The organism is Cohnella sp. GbtcB17 (assembly GCF_019091135.1).
Taxonomy (GTDB): domain Bacteria; phylum Bacillota; class Bacilli; order Paenibacillales; family Paenibacillaceae; genus Cohnella.
In genome coordinates this window covers 114,261-130,953 of record NZ_JAGXJW010000009.1, presented here as the reverse complement: position 1 = coordinate 130,953, position 16,693 = coordinate 114,261, and the positions used below count along the sequence as shown (strand labels likewise).

The 16,693-nt window shown below is 52.7% G+C and carries 11 protein-coding genes; 2 read left to right on the top strand and 9 right to left on the bottom strand.

Annotated features, from left to right (window positions below; translation table 11 throughout):
• The first annotated feature begins 394 nt into the window (after window positions 1–394).
• Together KVT38_RS07080 and KVT38_RS07075 are read left to right on the top strand one after the other, a co-directional pair.
• On the top strand, window positions 395–1,486 hold the full coding sequence (locus KVT38_RS07080) for a hypothetical protein (protein ID WP_217592987.1): 1,092 nt from the start codon (window positions 395–397) through the stop codon (window positions 1,484–1,486).
• Between the two features lie 448 nt (window positions 1,487–1,934).
• Entirely contained in the window at window positions 1,935–3,632 is a 1,698-nt protein-coding gene (locus KVT38_RS07075) for a hypothetical protein (protein WP_217592986.1), read from the top strand.
• Between the two features lie 56 nt (window positions 3,633–3,688).
• Here KVT38_RS07075 and KVT38_RS07070 read toward each other — a convergent pair whose 3' ends face one another.
• The 9 genes from KVT38_RS07070 to KVT38_RS07030 all read right to left on the bottom strand — a co-directional run bounded on the left by KVT38_RS07070 (window position 3,689) and on the right by KVT38_RS07030 (window position 16,540).
• Entirely contained in the window at window positions 3,689–4,783 is a 1,095-nt protein-coding gene (locus KVT38_RS07070; protein WP_217592985.1) for a GerAB/ArcD/ProY family transporter, read from the bottom strand.
• Window positions 4,784–4,802: 19 nt separating this feature from the next.
• The gene (locus KVT38_RS07065) at window positions 4,803–5,903 is read right to left on the bottom strand and encodes a Ger(x)C family spore germination protein (protein ID WP_217592984.1); all 1,101 of its coding nucleotides are present in this window, start codon (window positions 5,901–5,903) and stop codon (window positions 4,803–4,805) included.
• A gap of 7 nt (window positions 5,904–5,910) precedes the next feature.
• Window positions 5,911–7,395: a spore germination protein gene (locus KVT38_RS07060; RefSeq protein WP_254639053.1), complete on the bottom strand. Its 1,485-nt coding sequence runs from the start codon at window positions 7,393–7,395 to the stop codon at window positions 5,911–5,913.
• 137 nt (window positions 7,396–7,532) lie between these two features.
• A complete protein-coding gene (locus KVT38_RS07055) occupies window positions 7,533–9,962 on the bottom strand; it encodes a glycoside hydrolase family 31 protein (protein ID WP_217592983.1) in 2,430 nt (809 codons plus the stop codon).
• A gap of 51 nt (window positions 9,963–10,013) precedes the next feature.
• A complete protein-coding gene (locus tag KVT38_RS07050; protein WP_217592982.1) occupies window positions 10,014–10,898 on the bottom strand; it encodes a carbohydrate ABC transporter permease in 885 nt (294 codons plus the stop codon).
• 18 nt (window positions 10,899–10,916) lie between these two features.
• Window positions 10,917–11,807, bottom strand: coding sequence for an ABC transporter permease (locus KVT38_RS07045; protein WP_217593017.1), 891 nt, complete (start codon window positions 11,805–11,807; stop codon window positions 10,917–10,919).
• A gap of 64 nt (window positions 11,808–11,871) precedes the next feature.
• On the bottom strand, window positions 11,872–13,578 hold the full coding sequence (locus KVT38_RS07040) for a type 2 periplasmic-binding domain-containing protein (protein ID WP_217592981.1): 1,707 nt from the start codon (window positions 13,576–13,578) through the stop codon (window positions 11,872–11,874).
• Window positions 13,579–13,769: 191 nt separating this feature from the next.
• Window positions 13,770–15,125 (bottom strand): response regulator transcription factor, encoded by a 1,356-nt coding sequence (locus KVT38_RS07035; RefSeq protein ID WP_217592980.1) that lies wholly within the window; start codon window positions 15,123–15,125, stop codon window positions 13,770–13,772.
• Window positions 15,122–16,540 carry a sensor histidine kinase gene (locus KVT38_RS07030; protein WP_254639052.1) on the bottom strand — a complete coding sequence of 473 codons (1,419 nt, stop codon included), beginning with the start codon at window positions 16,538–16,540 and terminating at the stop codon, window positions 15,122–15,124. Before KVT38_RS07030 ends, KVT38_RS07035 begins: the two co-directional genes overlap by 4 nt.
• Window positions 16,541–16,693: the final 153 nt, after the last annotated feature.

Sequence of the window (16,693 nt, the reverse complement as noted above, 5' to 3'; positions counted from 1 at the left end):
GCGAATGACTACAGGAGCTCGCTCTTGAAAGCCTGGCTCGTACACAATACATGTGGATTGGAACAAAACCAGTATATCTGCTAAATTTGTGCGAAACTAAAATTGTTTAAATAACGAGAGACGATAGCAGAACGAGTATCGCGGCAGCCGGTCAGACGATCGGCTGCCGTTTCCGTTTTGTTCGGCTTTATTTGCGGGCAAAATCCCCTGATTATTACACTCGCTCATAAATGAAATATCTGATGACTCTACGTATCTGGTGAAGTTTTAAAAATTCTACTATTGTAGAAGGAATAGCATGCAGCGAGTTGCCCTTCCTAGTCATCCACTTCTTAAAAGGGTATGCTGCACCAAATGAACTAATAGTGAATTTTTTCGTTGGAGGGAATGAATCTTGAAAATAAATGGCTCTACTCTTCCGGCGGGGCTGACGCCGATGTCGATGTCGATCAACCGTGCGGCTTTTAAAATCAGCCATCCAACGGACAATTCGCAGCTTGCCTTGTCTATTTCCCCTGTCGGCAACGCTAAATCCCAGCTTCTCGAGCGGTTCCGCGCAGCGTTGAATCCCGATGCAAGTCCCGCATCTTATCTGCCCTCTTATGCGGAGACATACGCGAAACTCCGGGAAGAGATTTTGGGCGGCGAAAGCGACGCGCAGGAAATGTCGTTGAAGCTATTGGACGAGGTATACGGCGAGGTGACCGGAGAGGCTGCAGATCGGTTGGCCAACCGCTTCGACGCCTTTTTCAACGGGCCGGAGAAGCTATTGGATAGATATCGGATGTCTTCAATGCCGTCCGGATTCGACCGCGATTCGTTTCGCAACCATTTGACCCAGCTTGCAGAGGAGGCTCGGCAGCAAGCGCTTGCGCATCCGGGAGAGGCAGCCGCTTACTTGGAACGTTCCGGACCCGCCGATACGCTGGAATCAATGAGCTATCGCGATATAAAGGCACTCTCCGGTGCGTTGGCGGAAATCGGCGCCTTGCGACCGCCGATCGCAGTCGGCAACGATCCGGATAAATTCGGCGCTGCGGTAGCGAACTGGGAGGCGGACAGCAGACGGATTCTGGATGCCGCCGGCCTCTCCGATAGCGTCAAGAACGCGGCCTCGAAGACGCTCCATGATTCCTCACAAGCTCGGCTTAAGACGGGGTCGTATGCGCTTGCGGTGGATTCTTACCAGAGTAAAATCGATGAAACGTTCAAAAAATTGTCGCATCTCTCATACTTGATCTCGACGATCAACGGCAAGCTGAATGAGTTCAAGGGACTGGACCCCCGAGATCCCCGCTTACAGAACTTGTTGCGCAGGGAGCAGGAGCTGGAGAAGAGCCGCGCCGATTATTCCTCGGAGCTGAAGTCGGATAAAGCGAGCCTGAAAAAGCTCGAAAACGATCCGGACTCCGTCGAAAGCAGCGATACATACCGCCGAGCCAAGTCGGCTTACGACAACGCTTCGAACAAACGATCCAATCAATAAGCGAAGAACGAAGGATAACTCAATCTTTATTACGAAGGCAGCTGAACACGCGTTCAGCTGCCTTCAGTTAACAGTCCACGTGGACGTGGAAGTAAGTCAAACATATATGAACGTGTCTAAATAGAATACAAGCGGGTACTAACTCCAGTAATACTCGAAAGCGTTTATCACTACGTCAATGAGATCAGGATAACTGAGGAGGCTGATAATGTAACCTGAGAGCACACTCACATTTACTCCAGGCAGGAAGGGATTGCGATGCTAGACTACGCTGGCAACGAGGTGTGGCTGGCGGACCATGTGCCACCGGTATGCTTCTCGGTAGAAGCTGCGAAATGAACAACGCTCCTTTATCAAAGGTTGTTTATACCAACCCAATTTGGTTTTAATAATAAATGGTACAATCTAGGCGGTTCTCGGGAAGGTCATAACACAGGGGGCGCTTATATTGGAAGTTTATTTGAAACGAATCTGGAAATACCGATTTCACTATTTGCTGGCCCTTCTGCCTGTGCTTGTGATCTTACTGTTAAAAGGGATACCGTTTATATTGGGCATCCGGACTGCCTTTGCCGATTATGATCCGTCGCGAGGCGTCTTCGGGAGCGCATGGACGGGCTGGACGAACTTTAGAACGCTGTTCGCATGGCCGGAATTCGGGAATGCCCTGGAGAACACGCTTGCGATCAAGCTATCGTATCTCGTCATTGTCAGCGTCGTATCGCTGCTTCTGACGATCGCACTTTGCGGCATTCGATCGGCCAGGCTGAGGAACGCCTTTGTCGTTTTGTTCCTGCTTCCGTATTTCATCCCTTCCTCCGTTTATGCAAATACCGCCATTTATTTTTTATCGCCGCCAACCTCGATCTGGCCGCTGGGAGACTCGTTGCCGTTGATGGATCCTGCGTCCTTCCGAGTCATCGTGTATGTTCTGGAAACGCTGAAAACCTGCGGCATTCCCGTATTTCTCGCAGTAACGGCTATCCTTGCTTATCGATCGGGAGCGCTGGCGCAGACGCCCCGGCGCGCTTCTTCCTTTTATCTCGCCTTCCGGGCGCTTGCCGCTTCTCTGCTTATCCAGCTGTCAACGATTCTGTCAACGGACTTTGAGCTCCTCCATCGGCTTAACAATCCGACAGTTTACTCGGTCGGCGATACGCTGGATACGTTCTGGTTCCGGATCGGATTTCTGAATCTCGATTTTAGCAGGGCTACGGCGTTGTGGCTATTCCAGTTCGCGGTTCAGCTGGCTTTTACGCTAATCGCCTACCTGCTCGTCCGCAAATGGTTTGTTCGCGACCTGTTCGCGGGAGAGGCAGCCCGGACTGCAATGCGGCATGTCAAGGCGCGCGCCGGAACTGAATTCCCCGTATCGCCATGGAAGAATACGCTGGGCATCGTCGCAGCATCGCTTTATTCGGCCATCGTGCTGTTCGTTTTATACGCGTTGTTCGTTTATCCCTTCTTAGCCGGCCAAGGCGGCGGTCAGGGGCTATCGCCTGTCCTCTCGGTTCAGAATATCGTTTTTTACCTGTTCTTTTATGTTGCAGCGACAGTGGTCGGTCTGATGCTGATCCTCATGCTCGCCTATCCTTTGACCGTCCGCCAGCTGCCCGGCCGCAGTTTATACAAGCTCCTGCTGCTGTTCGGATTGACGATCGGTACAGGCGGTACCTTGCACGACTATATGATGCATCAATCGTTAGGAACGGTAAATTCCATTTTTCCGTTGTTCGTTAACGGTATGATCGTGATCATGGGCGTATTTGTGGTGAAAAGCATATTCAACGCGGATGCGGAGGCGTCGTTGAAGCTGCGAACCGAGCAAGAGGAACGGGGATCGATGGCGCCCTTTTTTACTTTATTCATACCGCGCGTTTGGAGACCTTTGCTAGGGCTCGGGGTGCTCAGCTTCGCCGCTTTGTGGAACTCCTACTTGAATCCTTTGATTTACCTCAACGATCCCGAACTTTTTCCTCCGGTCTATCGGGTCGTCATGATGAGCAACCAGGGAGGGCTTGAGCAATATCCCGAGATCATGCTGCAATTCGGAGCGATTGTCAGTCTCCCGCCGATCCTGCTCTTTTTAGCTTTAAGCAGATTTTTGACATCGGACGTATTTGTGGGTGCGCTGCGCAGGCTGTAGGTTTGCTGGCCCCAGCATCTTTTGCCACTCTCTACTCGCGAACGGCGTGATGCGGTTCAACCCGACTTCGCCGAAAAACGGGAGATGACGAAGACGAGCGGAATATAGGAAAACACCAGGAGCTCGCCTGTTTTTGCATACATGTCGATCAGCTTTCTCGTATCCCCGGGATCGTTGTCCAAAAAAAACAAAAGGAGAAACAACGCCAGCGCGCCCGCCAGCGCAATCCGCGGCCTGACCCGCAGCTGCTGCTTCAGGCTGTGGCAGGCGGCCCATAAGCCGAGCGATATGTTCGACACCATTTTGAGCAGCCATAAATTGAGAACGACGTATTCGAGACGCTGCATGAGCGGCACATGAATGATAGAGACGATGCTGAGCGTCGGCCAGACGGTCTCCTTCAGCTGCTGCGGGCTGAAAAACATGATCGAGATCAGCAGCATGACGATATAGATAAAGGCAGCCGCGCCTGCGGCCAGATACGCCCATTTGGCTGAGCGGGCGCCGTCCTTAATGAACGGATACACGGCCATGAGCGCCACGCATCCCAAAAATTGCTGGGCCATCAGCCTGGTCGAGCCGAAAATCGCGGCTGCGCTGTGATCGATCGCCGGCATCAAATTTTGCGGATGCAAAAATGGAAAGACGAGCACCGTCTGCGGCAGCACGAACAAAAAGATGCTGAGCGTTCCCCAGAAGCATATGCCGGCAACCGTCTGAATGCCTCCGGACACCGTATAATACAGCAAAACAAAGATGCAGAGCACGAGCGGCCACTGATTCATTTCCGGAAAAATCCACACCTCGATCACATGCAAATAAAAGCGCAGCGTCAAAAACGCGCCCCACAAAAAATACAAAATAAAGCACAGATTCAGAGCCGCGCCGACCACAGAGCCGAAATACCGCTTGTTGACCGCCACAAGATGGGCGCCCGACGCCTCCTGCCGCTTGAGGATGCCGTACATCATCCAGATCAAAAGAACGATGAACAGCGACGCCGCCAACACCGCAATCCACGTATCCTGCTCCGACAGTGCCGCGACATGCCGCTGAAAATCCATAAGTCCCGCTCCGACCAGGCTGACGTAGAGCAAAAAAAACAGATGAACGGCCGACAGCGTATACTTGTCGCTCTTCGATTTGTCCAAGACGACGGTCCTCCCTGCTTTAATCGATCGTCCCGCTCTGCATCAGCTTTGCGCGCACACGCACTTCGGTCTTCATCGTCGGATAAGCCGCATAGAACGCTTCGCTGTCCCAATGCCGCCGGTGCGTCCGGGCGTAATCGCCGAAGCCTGCCGGATCGATGCGCAGCTTTTGGCACTTCGCGATGAATTCGGACAAGCCGTTCTCGATAAACCGCTCGATCGTTCGCTCCATCTGCGCCGCTTGCGATACATCCTCGATTTTTATCGAGTCCGAGATGCTCTTGATGCCCACGGTCATATGCAGCGCGATCTTGAAGGACGGCGCCGGACCGCCCGTGCGGAGCGTCCAGGAAGGACGGGAATTTAAAATGCGCAGCAGCAAGTACTGATCAGAGCCTCCTTTCGCCTCAAGCGGAACGAGCAGCATGCCTGCGCGCGTCTTCTCGGACAGAAGCTTTAAGTACAGCATCTCCGCGCCCTTGGCGACGGCGACCAATCGATCCTCCTTGAACAGGGCGATCCCTCCCGCCTGCGGCCGACGATGGCTGTTCATCGTAATATAGGGCAAGTAAAAATCGCGGCCTTCGCCGTAGTAGCCGTACATCACCTCCTGCAGATTTTTGCCCGGCAGCTCGGCCGTTCTCGAATTTTGCTCGATCATGTTCGTCAGAAACAGCGTATCGTCGGAGTCGGCGGTCGCCGCCATCGTCTCTCTCGCGGACGTGTCCGCGACGGCGAGCAGACAGCGGTTCTGAACCTTCACGTCGCGGGAAAGCATCTTCAGCACATGCGAGATGCCATGCTCGGCGTACGCTTTGCCGAACAGCATGAGCTTCATCTGGCCGTATTCGATCGGCTTGTTGGTCTGCCGGTTCAGCAGCGGCACCATATCGAAGCTGTTGTACGAATCCGTCTCGAGCAGCTTGACCTTGGTCTTGTCCTGCTCGGTATACTCGCCGATCAGCATGCTGGTCACGATCTTCCCTTCCTGCCTGTCGTAGCCCGCCGTCTGCACAAGCGAGATCCGGTCCACGATCTGCGAACTGCCGCAGCCGCACAGGGCGAGCGTCAGCAGTGCCGGCGCGGCGCCCCGCCGGACTTTTTTCCATGCTCTGCTCATCTCCTGCTCACTCCTCGTCAAAGTCGTTAGCTCTCCGCTCGGCCTTCGGCTTATAACGCCGCATCGACGCCGGCTTCAGGTAGGACGGCCGCGAGCCCGTGACGGAATAGGAGGATCGCACGAGGCTGTCCTTCAGATCCTTGGCCCGGACGGGGAAGAACGGGACGGTATACGGATATCCGAGCGACCGGAGCTTGGACAGATGCACGAGCAGGAAGCAGACGCCGATGGCGATACCCAGACTGCCCCAGACCGCGGCGAGCAGGATGATGGGAAAACGCAAAAAGCGGATCGCGTTGGACATTTTGTAGATCGGTGTGACGAAGGACGTGAGCGCGGACAGCGATACGATGATGATCAAAATGTTGCTGGTCAGCGACGCCTCGACCGCCGCTTGCCCGAGAATGACGCCGCCGACGATGCCGAGCGACTGTCCGATGCGGCTTGGCAGACGCGCGCCGGCTTCGCGCAGGAATTCGACGGTGATCTCCAGAAAGAGTACCTCGAGAAAAGGCGCGAACGGCACGTTTTCCCGCGAATAAATCAGCCGGCCGAGCAGCTCCTTCGGAATGACTTCGTAGTGATACGTCATCAGCGCTACATAGAAGGAGGACGCAAACAACGAAAAAATAACGCCGAAAATGCGAATCATCCGAAAAAAAGAGCCTAACACCCAAGGCAGAAAATAGTCTTCCGGCGAAAGAAAAAAATCGAAAAGCGTGGACGGTCCCGTAATGAAATACGGGGAGCCTTCGCTGATCACGGCCACCTGCCCCGTGATGAGCGCATAGACGACCCGGTCCCGGCGCTCGGTCGTCGTGAACAACGGGAACGGCGTCCTTGAATTGTCCGCGATGATCTGGTCGAGCTGCGAAGTGTCGAAGACGACGTCGAAGTCGATATCGCGAAGGCGCTTCTCCATCTTGGCGACGTTTTCGTCGTTCGCGATCCCGTCGATATACAGCATGGCGACTCTCGATCGCGAGACGCTGCCGACGACGATCTCCTTGAGCAGCAGATCGGGCGTATTCAATTGCGCGCGCAGCAGATGGATGTTCGTATCGAGATCCTCAATGAACCCGATCTTCGGGCCGACGACGCTGAACTCCATGTCTGTCTCGTTGCTCGAGCGCAGCCCCTTCTTGGCCGGCAGCGGGATGAGGGCGCATTCGCCCTCCGCATCCTTGCCGGGATAGGCGAGCAGATAGCCTTTGAAAATTAGCTTGCGCACGCGCTGCGGATCGGGATCGAGCTCGATGCCGTCCATCGGCGCGTGCGCAAGCAGCGAGTTGAGATCGCCGCTCTCCTTCGCCTGCGTCGAGGCTTGCAGCGCATGCAGCAGATGGCCGAGCGCTTCTTCGTCGATCAGCGTTTTATAGTAAGAAAAACTGAATTCGAGCTTGCCCGTCGACAATGGCGTCGTCACGAAATCGACTGAGCGTTTGCAGCTGTCGAGGATGTCCGTCCTGCTGTCGCGTTTTTGTTCCGGCAAATCGATCCCTCCGTTGCCCACGGTTCCCGGTCCTTCCAGTAGTATCCGGTTTAGGGGAGCCTTTATGCACAAAAGAGCGCGCCAAAAGCTCCGCCTGGCAGGCTGAGCCTGAGGGCGGAGCTCTTTTTCGCGTCGGATTAACCTTGGATGACCAACTCCATCTCGTCAAACGAATTCGGCACTTGCAAGCTGAGCGTCCGAAGCGCTTCGTCGTAGGACCAGCTTCCGCCGGCTTCCTCCAAGCTTGCCTGTCCGGCTTGAACGGCCGCTGGCGCGAAATACATCGACTTCACTTGAAGATCAAGACGATCGCGATCGCTTGTCATCCCTTTGGACGCATAAGACAACTTCAAGGTCAGCTTGTCTTCCTGGAATACGGCCTTCGACTCCAGCAGATTGAAGCCGCCGGTCTCGTAAGCGTAAGTACGCGCATCGTCCTCATACCATCGACCCGAAGACTCGGTCCCCGACGCTCCGGCATATACACTCAGCGCAACGTTCGCCCGCTCGTCCATGACCGGCTTCCACGCATCCTCTGCAAGCTCGGACACCATGCTTCCCGCCTTCACATATAGCGGCAATACGTCGACAGGCGCATGCGCCAATATCGTGCGGCCGCCATCGTGGCGCTCGCCCGTCCAATAATCGATCCACTCTCCCGCAGGCAAATAAACCGAGCGGTACTCCGTGCTTGGACGGAGAATCGGCGCGACGAGCAGGCTCGTTCCGACCAGGAACTGATCGCAAAGGTTAAAGACGCTGCGGTCGTTCGGATACTCCAGAATGAGCGGGCGCATGATGGGCAGCCCGGTCTTATGCGCTTCATAAAATTGCGTATACAGATAAGGCATCAGCTTATAGCGAAGACGAATGTACTTGCGGCAGATGTCTTCAATCTCCGGGCCGAACGACCAAGGCTCCTGGCGGATCGACTCCAGCACGCTATGGTTGCGGCAGTAAGGGAAGAACACGCCTGCTTGCGTCCAACGCGCCAGCAGCTCCGACGTCGTGTTGTGGGCGAAGCCGCCGATATCCGGTCCGGCGAACGGCTGTCCGGACAAGCCGAGGTTAAGCACCATCGGAATCGCCATCGCCAGATGCTCCCAAAAGCTGCGGTTGTCTCCGGTCCAAGTCGCCGCGTATTTCTGTATGCCCGCATAGCCTGCGCGCGTCAGTACGAAGGGACGCTCCCCGTCCAGTTGCTTTTTCAAGCCCTGCTGAGTCGCCATCGACATCAACATGCCGTACAAATTATGCAGCTCGCGGTGCGTTTTTGGTTCGCCGTCATTGCCGTGGACGACGTCGAGATCCATCGTCTTCGAGGCGTTGAACACGGCCGGCTCGTTCATGTCGTTCCAGATGCCGTGGATGCCGAGCTCCGTATAATAACGGTGCTGCTCTCCCCACCAGGAACGTACCTGCTCTTCCGTGAAGTCGGGGAATGCGCTCGCTCCCGGCCATACATTTCCAATGAACACTTCGCCCTCCAGCTTGCGGCAGAAGTAATCGTTTTTCGTACCTTCGATATAATGCGCGTACTCCGGGTCCTTCTTAACGCCCGGGTCTACGATCGGAACGATCTTGATGCCCATCTCGCCCAGCTCGTCGATCATCTTTTTCGGATTCGGGAACCGCACCGGGTCGAACGTGAACACGCGGTATTCGTCCATGTAGTGAATGTCCAGGTAAATAACGTCGCAAGGAATGTTCTTGCTGCGGAAGTTCCGTGCGAGCATCATGACCTCTTCCTGATCCATATAGCTGTACCGGGACTGATGATACCCGATAGCCCATGCCGGCGGAAGCTCCATTCGCCCCGTCAAGCCGCTGTACCTTCGTACGACATCTTTCAATTCCGGCCCGTACACAAAGTAATAATCGATCGTTCCCGCATGAACCTGGACCGTGTAGGCCATATCGCTCGTGTGCATATCGAACGTGGAACGCCCCGGATTGTCGAGAAATATTCCGTAAGCCGGCCGATCGTAGCGGAAATGGATGAGAAACGGAATCGACACATACAAGCATTGGATCTCCGGCACATGGGGATCGAACACGTCCGAATTCCACATATCGTACTTCTCGCCTTTTTTGTCCAGAAAGCTCGTCTTCTCCCCCAGACCGTAAATGTGGGAGTCTTTCTCCATCGCTTTTCGGAAGCCGTATTCGCCTCTTCCCGCCCTGTACAGCTCTTGTTCCCTGGAGATCAATTCGCCGTCGGTATCGTAAAAGTCGATCCGGGCATTCGCTTTGTGCACGACAACCGCAAGCGTCGGCAGCACCAGCTTGTACTGCTCCGGCTCTTCTTCCAATCGTGCGTCAACCTTGACATAAGCCTCCTGTTGAACCGCGATTGTCGACTTCAAATCGAGCGCATGGTCGAGCAGCAGCTTCACGCGAACAATGTGATCGTTGACCGGCTGCAGCATAACCGACGCGTGTGCGCCGCGGAATACGTAGGCGCCTTGCTCTTCTTGAACCGACTGGATCGCGCCGACATGCCAATCGACCTTGGGAGCTTCCTGATGTTCGATTTTATCGGGGTGGATCGTTTCACTCGTTTGCACAAATAGATCTCCTATTCTGATTAGACTTTATTTAGGGTCCGCCTTTAATCGTCAGCCTTTAACCGATCCAAGCGTTATTCCTTTTACGAAGTACTTTTGGAAGAAAGGATAAATGAGCAGCAGCGGCAGCATGGAAATGAAAATTTTCGCCGCATTCAAGGTCTGGTTCGACATGGTCGCAAGCCGCTTGGCCGATTCCGCATCGATTTTGGCTGGATTAAGCACGATCGTCACTTGGCGGATGTACGATTGCAGCGGATAATTTTCGTTTTTAGTCATTAACACAGGCGCCTGGAAAAACTCGTTCCAATGTCCGACGATCGTGAATACGAGAATCGTCGCCATGACCGGCGTAGACAGCGGCAGGAAAATGCCGAACAGAATGCGCCACGGTCCCGCGCCGTCGATCAAAGCGGATTCTTCCATCTCCTTCGGAAGGTTGCGGAAAAAGTTCATGACGAGAATGACGTTAAATACAGGGAGCCCGCCTCCCAGCACCAACCCCCAAATGTTATTGATCATACCCAGCGACTTCATCGTCATGTACCAAGGCACCAGGCCGCCGCTGAACAGCATGCAAAAGATCAAGAGCCACATGAGGATATTTCTAGGTTTGAATTCCTTAGCGGTCTTCGATAGCGGATAGGCCATGAGCAGTACGACGAAAAAAGCAATGATCGCCCCGAGGACGACGCGCTCTACCGAGATGAAGAACGATTTGAAAAACTGCCCGTCCTCGATGATCGTTGCGTACGAATTGAACGTTAAGCCCTGGGGCCAGAAAAACACGTCGCCGGCCGCTACCGCCGCTCTGTCGCTCAAGGATACGACGAGCGTATACCAGACTGGCAGGATGCATAGAAGCGTGATTAAGATCAGCAGAACTTTATTGACTCCGTTAAACAGCCTGGTGACAGCGGAACGATCCTCTACCATAGTGATCACGTCTTTCTGTTAAAAAATTCTGTAGTTCGCAAATCGGTAAGCGAGCGTGTAAGAAACCGAGATGAGAACCAAACCTACAACCGATTTAAGCAAGCCGACCGCCGTCGCAAGTCCGTACTGCATATCGATGAGACCCGCCCGGTAAACCCAGGTGTCGATTATATCGCCGGTTGAATATACCGTGGGATTGTACAGATTAAATATTTGATCGAATCCGGCATTTAGAATATTCCCGAGACTAAGCGTACCCAGCAGAACGGCGACCGGTAAAATACTCGGAAGCGTAATACGCGTCAACCGTTTAAATTGGGATGCACCGTCAATGGCAGCCGCTTCGTACATTTCAGGGTTGATGGACGTTAAAGCCGCAAAGAAAATGATCGCCGCAAATCCAAATTCCTTCCAAATGTCGCTAAAAACAACCATCCAGGGGAATAGATTAGGATTCGCAAAGAACAGCATCGGCTCCGCGCCGAACAGGGAGAGAACCTGATTAATCGGGCCGGAGTAGGAGAAGATATCCAGCATAATGCCCGCAATAATAACCCAGGACAAAAAGTGAGGCAAGTACACGATCGTTTGAACCGATCGGGTAAACAACCTGTTTTTTACTTCATTTAACATAAGCGCAAAAACGAGAGGAACGATCAGGTTGCCGAGCATTTTAAACAGCGCGATCACGATCGTATTTTTGAATATGACTTTGCTGTCGTCGAGCTGGAACATGTATTCGAAGTTGTCCATACCGATCCATTCCGACTTGAATATGCCGAGTCCCGGATTAAAGTCCTTAAAGGCCATCAGCACGCCATACATCGGAAGCACGTTATAAAGCGCGAGCCATATCAATCCAGGGAGGAGCATCAATAAATAATGTTTAGAAACGCCTCGGTTAAGCATATCCATTCTCCTTAACAGGATCATCAAGGCGAGTGAAGTTGCCACTCGCCTTGAACATGATCCTTTATTTCAGTTCATTGACTTCTGCCGTGATTTCGTCGCCGCCCTGCTGCTTCCACTTCGTAACGAAGGTATCGAATTCGTCGACCGGCGCGATTCCCATAATGATTTTCAGGAAGGTCTCGTCTTCGAGCTTCTTCAGATTGGTCCACTTCGTTTGCATCGTTTTCGTTTGAGCCGTGGCGATACTCTTCACATAGTTGACGTTTGCATCTACGAACGTAGATCCGCCATTCAGATGCGCATATACGTGAGCGAAGAAGTCCGGATCTGTCTTTTGATCCCAGTATTGAATGTCATAGTTGTCAAACGGCTCTTTCTTAATATTTTTCACGTGCGAGGAAAGCTCGTACGTAAAGCCATAGTTCGCTTTGTCGACTTCCTCAAGCTTCATTTCGCCCGTAAGAACCTTCTGCGTCGTTTTAACGGCGTACTGCAGTTGATCGCCGAAGCCCATGACCAGGAACAACGGAATTTCCTGCGAGGTCATTTCTTTGCCTACGGCCGTCTTGTAGCTCTCCGGCTTTTCGGATACGTGCAGGTTCAGCATTTTGATGATGGCTTCCGGGTGCTCGTATTTTTTGTTCACGACGATGAAGTTGCTGCCCGTCGCCTGATTGGAGTTGAATACGCCCGCATCGTCAAGCGGCGCTGCATAAGGTCTCCAGTTGGCTTCCGGATTGCTCTTGATCGCATCCTGCAGATCGTACGGGGACCACCAAGGACCGAAGAAGATACCTGCCTGCCCGCTGGTGAGAGCTTCTTTCGAGCTCTTTCTAAGGCCGATTTCCTTATCCAGGATACCTTTGGCGTACCAGTCGCGCATGAGCGACAGCGACTTCTTGGTCTCGGCCGTCGTCGAGCCGTATACGGCGTTGCCGCTCTCATCCTTCACCCAGATGCCCGGGTAGGCGTCGTTGGCGAAGAACAAGGACGAGAAGTTCATGAAGTGGTCGCCGGACGACAGGAACGTGGAATACAGCGAACCGCCCTGCTGCGTGCCTACGATGCCGAGCGTATTGTCTCCGCCCATTTTGTTGTCGATGAATGCTTTTGCAACATTTTCGAGATCCTGCAGCGTCTTAGGCGCTTCGAGTCCGAGCTTGTCGAGCCAGTCTTTGCGGATCCAGGTCATCGGCGCCGAAGGCAGCGTCGTCTCTGGCAGCGCATACAGCTTGCCGTCGAACGTTACGCCTTCAAGCAGGCCCGGGTTCGTCTTGTAAATCTGCTTCAGCCGCTCTGCGCCGTACTTATCGTAGACTTCCGTCAAGTCGGCCAGTTGTCCGGCCTTCACCATTTGTCTCAGCTGCGTTTCGTTAACGAGCATCGCATCCGGCAGGTTATTGCTTGCGATCGCCAAGCTTACCTTCTGACCGTAATCGGCCGGGGCGGCTTCCCATTCGTGCTTCACGACGATGTTGTAGGAGTCCTTGAGCCAGCGGGTATAGATGTTGTCCTCGGCCGTGTCATTGCCTTCGTATTTGTAGGTAGGATCGACCCCTCTGCCGAGCGATACTTCGACAGGCTCCGCGAACTTGCCCATCGGATCGACGGCTGCCTCCGATGGTGCTGCGCTGCTCGAGCTGCTGCTTGCCGCAGGGCTAGCGCTGCCGGTGCCGGCAGCGTTGTTATCCGCGTTGTTGCTCGCGCATGCACCCAAGCTGAACGCAACGGTCAGACCAACTGCCAAGGTCTTGAAGCTCTTATTCATTTTCTTTCCCCCAGATGGTTTATTGAATTAGCATCCTTGCAAATTTATTATAGTTCTTCATGCGAGCAGCCCGCGTTAGAAGATCCATGGCAATAAGGATGACAATCCGATGAAGATCATAAAAATAAAAAATTCGTCCGAAAACTGTCTAACCTGTTTTCGGACGAATTTCTACTTGGCTTGCGGCAGGTTTAATGACTCCTGTCGTGTATGCTCTCTTGCCGATAGTCGCTAGGCAGCACGCCGACATGCTCCCGGAACAGACGACTAAAATATTTATCGTCATTATAGCCGACTTGTTCCGCGATCCATTGGATGGTCCTCGCCGTATTCTTTAAGTAATGCTTGGCCCGCTCCATGCGAATATCCCGCAAATAATCGGTGTACGTTTTGCCAACGATTTGCTTGAAGCATTGACTGAAATAGCTGCTGCTCATATTGACCATCTGCGCCATTTCGCCTGCCGTCAAAGACTGGTTCATCATCGTTTGGGCCAAATTCGTCGCTTTCGCGATACTGTTCTGAATCTCGAGGGAAAATTGCGGCTTGATATTCGCCTGTCGGATTGCTTCCCGTGCGCCGCTCAACCACGCTCCGAATTGCACGAAGTAATGAAACGAATCCTCTATCGCGACAGGGCTTTCCATGGCCTGCCCGTACAACCGGTTCCACTCATCCGTCAGCGAGAAAAACAATCGAGTCAATCGGATTGGCGGCAGCTTGACGGCCTTGAGCTCCTGAAGCATCTGCTCGAAAATGCGGTCTTCGTAGAGCCAATCAGGGGACAGCCATTTGCTTTTCAATTCATTCAGATCCAGACCGCTATCCTTACCGACATTGACGATCTCGTCCCGACGGATATCAAGAAGTGTCCGCGCCGGATCGTAATCGTAGAAAAATCCGTTTCTGCGGTAAGTCCGAATGAGCTGCACGATCGCCTTGCGGTCCAGTTCCATCAGGTCGCGGATGCATACAAGGGCATGGCCGGCGCTCGATGTCCAAACGCCCGGGGGCAAATCGCGCCAATACCATACGCCCATTTCAACCTCTACGGCGTCATTGGGCATGGAGGCGTCCCATTTCGGATCGTCGTGATGCGGATTTAACATATAAACGACATACACCTGATCGACTCGACTTTTTTCCGTTTGTTGAACTCCTAGCTTCTTCTTATCCAACAAAGAAGCGATTCTCCCCAGCACGTCCTCGAATTGTTCCTTCTCAAGCTGCGTTTTGGCAATATAATCGATGGCGCCAAGCCGCAGCGCTTCCTGCACGTATTCGAAATCGGTATGCAACGTCAATACGACAACCTGGATATGCGGGTGATGCTTGCTGACCTCCTTCATGAGCTCAATGCCGGACATGACCGGCATCGAAAGGTCCGTCAGCAACAAATCTACCTTGTTATTCTCGATGAACTTCAGCGCATTCTCGCCGTTATTGGCTTCCCCCACGACTTCCATTCCGAATTCCTTCCAAGGCATGAAGTTGACCAGACCGATTCGAACCATTTTTTCATCATCAACGACCAGTACGCGAATCATGACGGGAGTTCACCTCTATAAACAGGCAAGCTTAACGAAACGGTCGTTCCGTTGCCAATCTCGCTTTTAATCGTAAACTTCGCCCGATCTCCATAGTTTGATTCCAGTATCCGGATGACGTACTTCATGCCGATTCCCATGCCTACCTTCTGGCCTTCGAGAGGATCGTCGTTCAGCAGCTGCCGGATTTTCTCCGGCGTCATCCCGACCCCGTTATCTTGGACCTTGATTTCAAGTTCTTCATTTAACCGTATATCGACATGAACGTAACCGTCGTCGCTAACGCCGTGGTAGAGCGCGTTTTCCACGAGCGGTTGAAGGATGAAGCGCGGGATCTCCAACTGCATCGCCTCCTCGTCCACATCAATATCGACATCGAACTGGAAGTCGTATCTGATTTTTTGGAGCTGCAAATATTCCTTCAACGCTTCGATCTCGCCTTGGATCGTCGTTCCTCCGCCCATTTTCCCCAAATTATATTGCAACAGCTTGTTGAGAGAGAGCGTCAGCTTGTCGATTTCCTCCTGTCCATTCATCATTGCCAGCCAATGCACGGTATCGAGCGTATTCATCAGAAAATGCGGATTGATCTGATACAATAGTTTTTCTACCTCTAAATCCGCTCTTCTTTTTTCTTTCTGTTCGATTTCCCCATACAGCTCCCATACCTTCTTCTTCATCACGCGAATCTTAAACAGGAGGTAATCGAATTCAGGAATATTCGTTAACTCGGTGTTGTCCTTGGCATTGGATTGCACCAGATTTTTGATCTCCATGTTAAATCGCTCGAGCGGCTTGTAGACCATTCTTGACAATAAGAGGGCGAGACCGATCGCGGCCAATTCAAATAACAAGAAATATAAGGCGATTTGCAAAAACCACTGATTTTTCTCCCGGTTCAATTCCTTCTCGGGTACGACCGACACGAGGCTCCAGCCTTGGTTGCTCGTTTCTTTATGCCATACGGATTGTCCGTATACGCCCGACGCTGCTTTTTTGTCGCTTGAAGGAAATAGACTGTTCAGAGGAAAATGCGCTTCATCCTGGGTGTACGTAATTCTGCCTTCATTGTTGAGAATGAGGAGATTGCGCGATCTGTTGTCCGAAGACTTGGATTCCAACAGCTTCTGAGCCGTATTAAAGCCTGTCTCCACGTACAATTGTATGTCCTGATTGGCCACGTTTACCTTGCGCATGATGCTGAAAACCAATTGATTCGACGACCTATTATAGCTTTTATGCGGACCGAAATAAGTAATTTCCGGATAGCTTTCCATAATTGGAAGCAACTTTGGATTAAAGGTTTCTCTGACCATGAAGTTTTCAAAATCGTATTCGCCTGTATCCTGATTGTAATACAACGTCAAGCCGACATTAGGGTTTGAAAAGGTAACGACGTTCAGCTCGTACTTCATCTCGTTCCGAAGTCTTATAATTTCGAATCGGCTCGTCTCCTCCTGCAGCTGCTCCAGGATCCTGTTCGTCCCTCCGCCGAAAGCGAGCTGTTGGGATACATGATTCAAGTTGTTTAACGTATTGTCCAAAATCAGTAAATCCTGCTTTAAGTT

What these genes read in the sequence shown, in the direction of transcription:
- KVT38_RS07065 (WP_217592984.1), bottom strand. Translation starts at nt 5,903, where the DNA reads ATGAGCAGAGCATGGAAAAAAGTCCGGCGGGGCGCCGCGCCGGCACTG.
- KVT38_RS07050 (WP_217592982.1), bottom strand. Translation starts at nt 10,898, where the DNA reads ATGGTAGAGGATCGTTCCGCTGTCACCAGGCTGTTTAACGGAGTCAAT.
- KVT38_RS07045 (WP_217593017.1), bottom strand. Translation starts at nt 11,807, where the DNA reads ATGCTTAACCGAGGCGTTTCTAAACATTATTTATTGATGCTCCTCCCT.
- KVT38_RS07040 (WP_217592981.1), bottom strand. Translation starts at nt 13,578, where the DNA reads ATGAATAAGAGCTTCAAGACCTTGGCAGTTGGTCTGACCGTTGCGTTC.
- KVT38_RS07035 (WP_217592980.1), bottom strand. Translation starts at nt 15,125, where the DNA reads ATGATTCGCGTACTGGTCGTTGATGATGAAAAAATGGTTCGAATCGGT.
- KVT38_RS07030 (WP_254639052.1), bottom strand. Translation starts at nt 16,540, where the DNA reads ATGAAGTACGAGCTGAACGTCGTTACCTTTTCAAACCCTAATGTCGGC.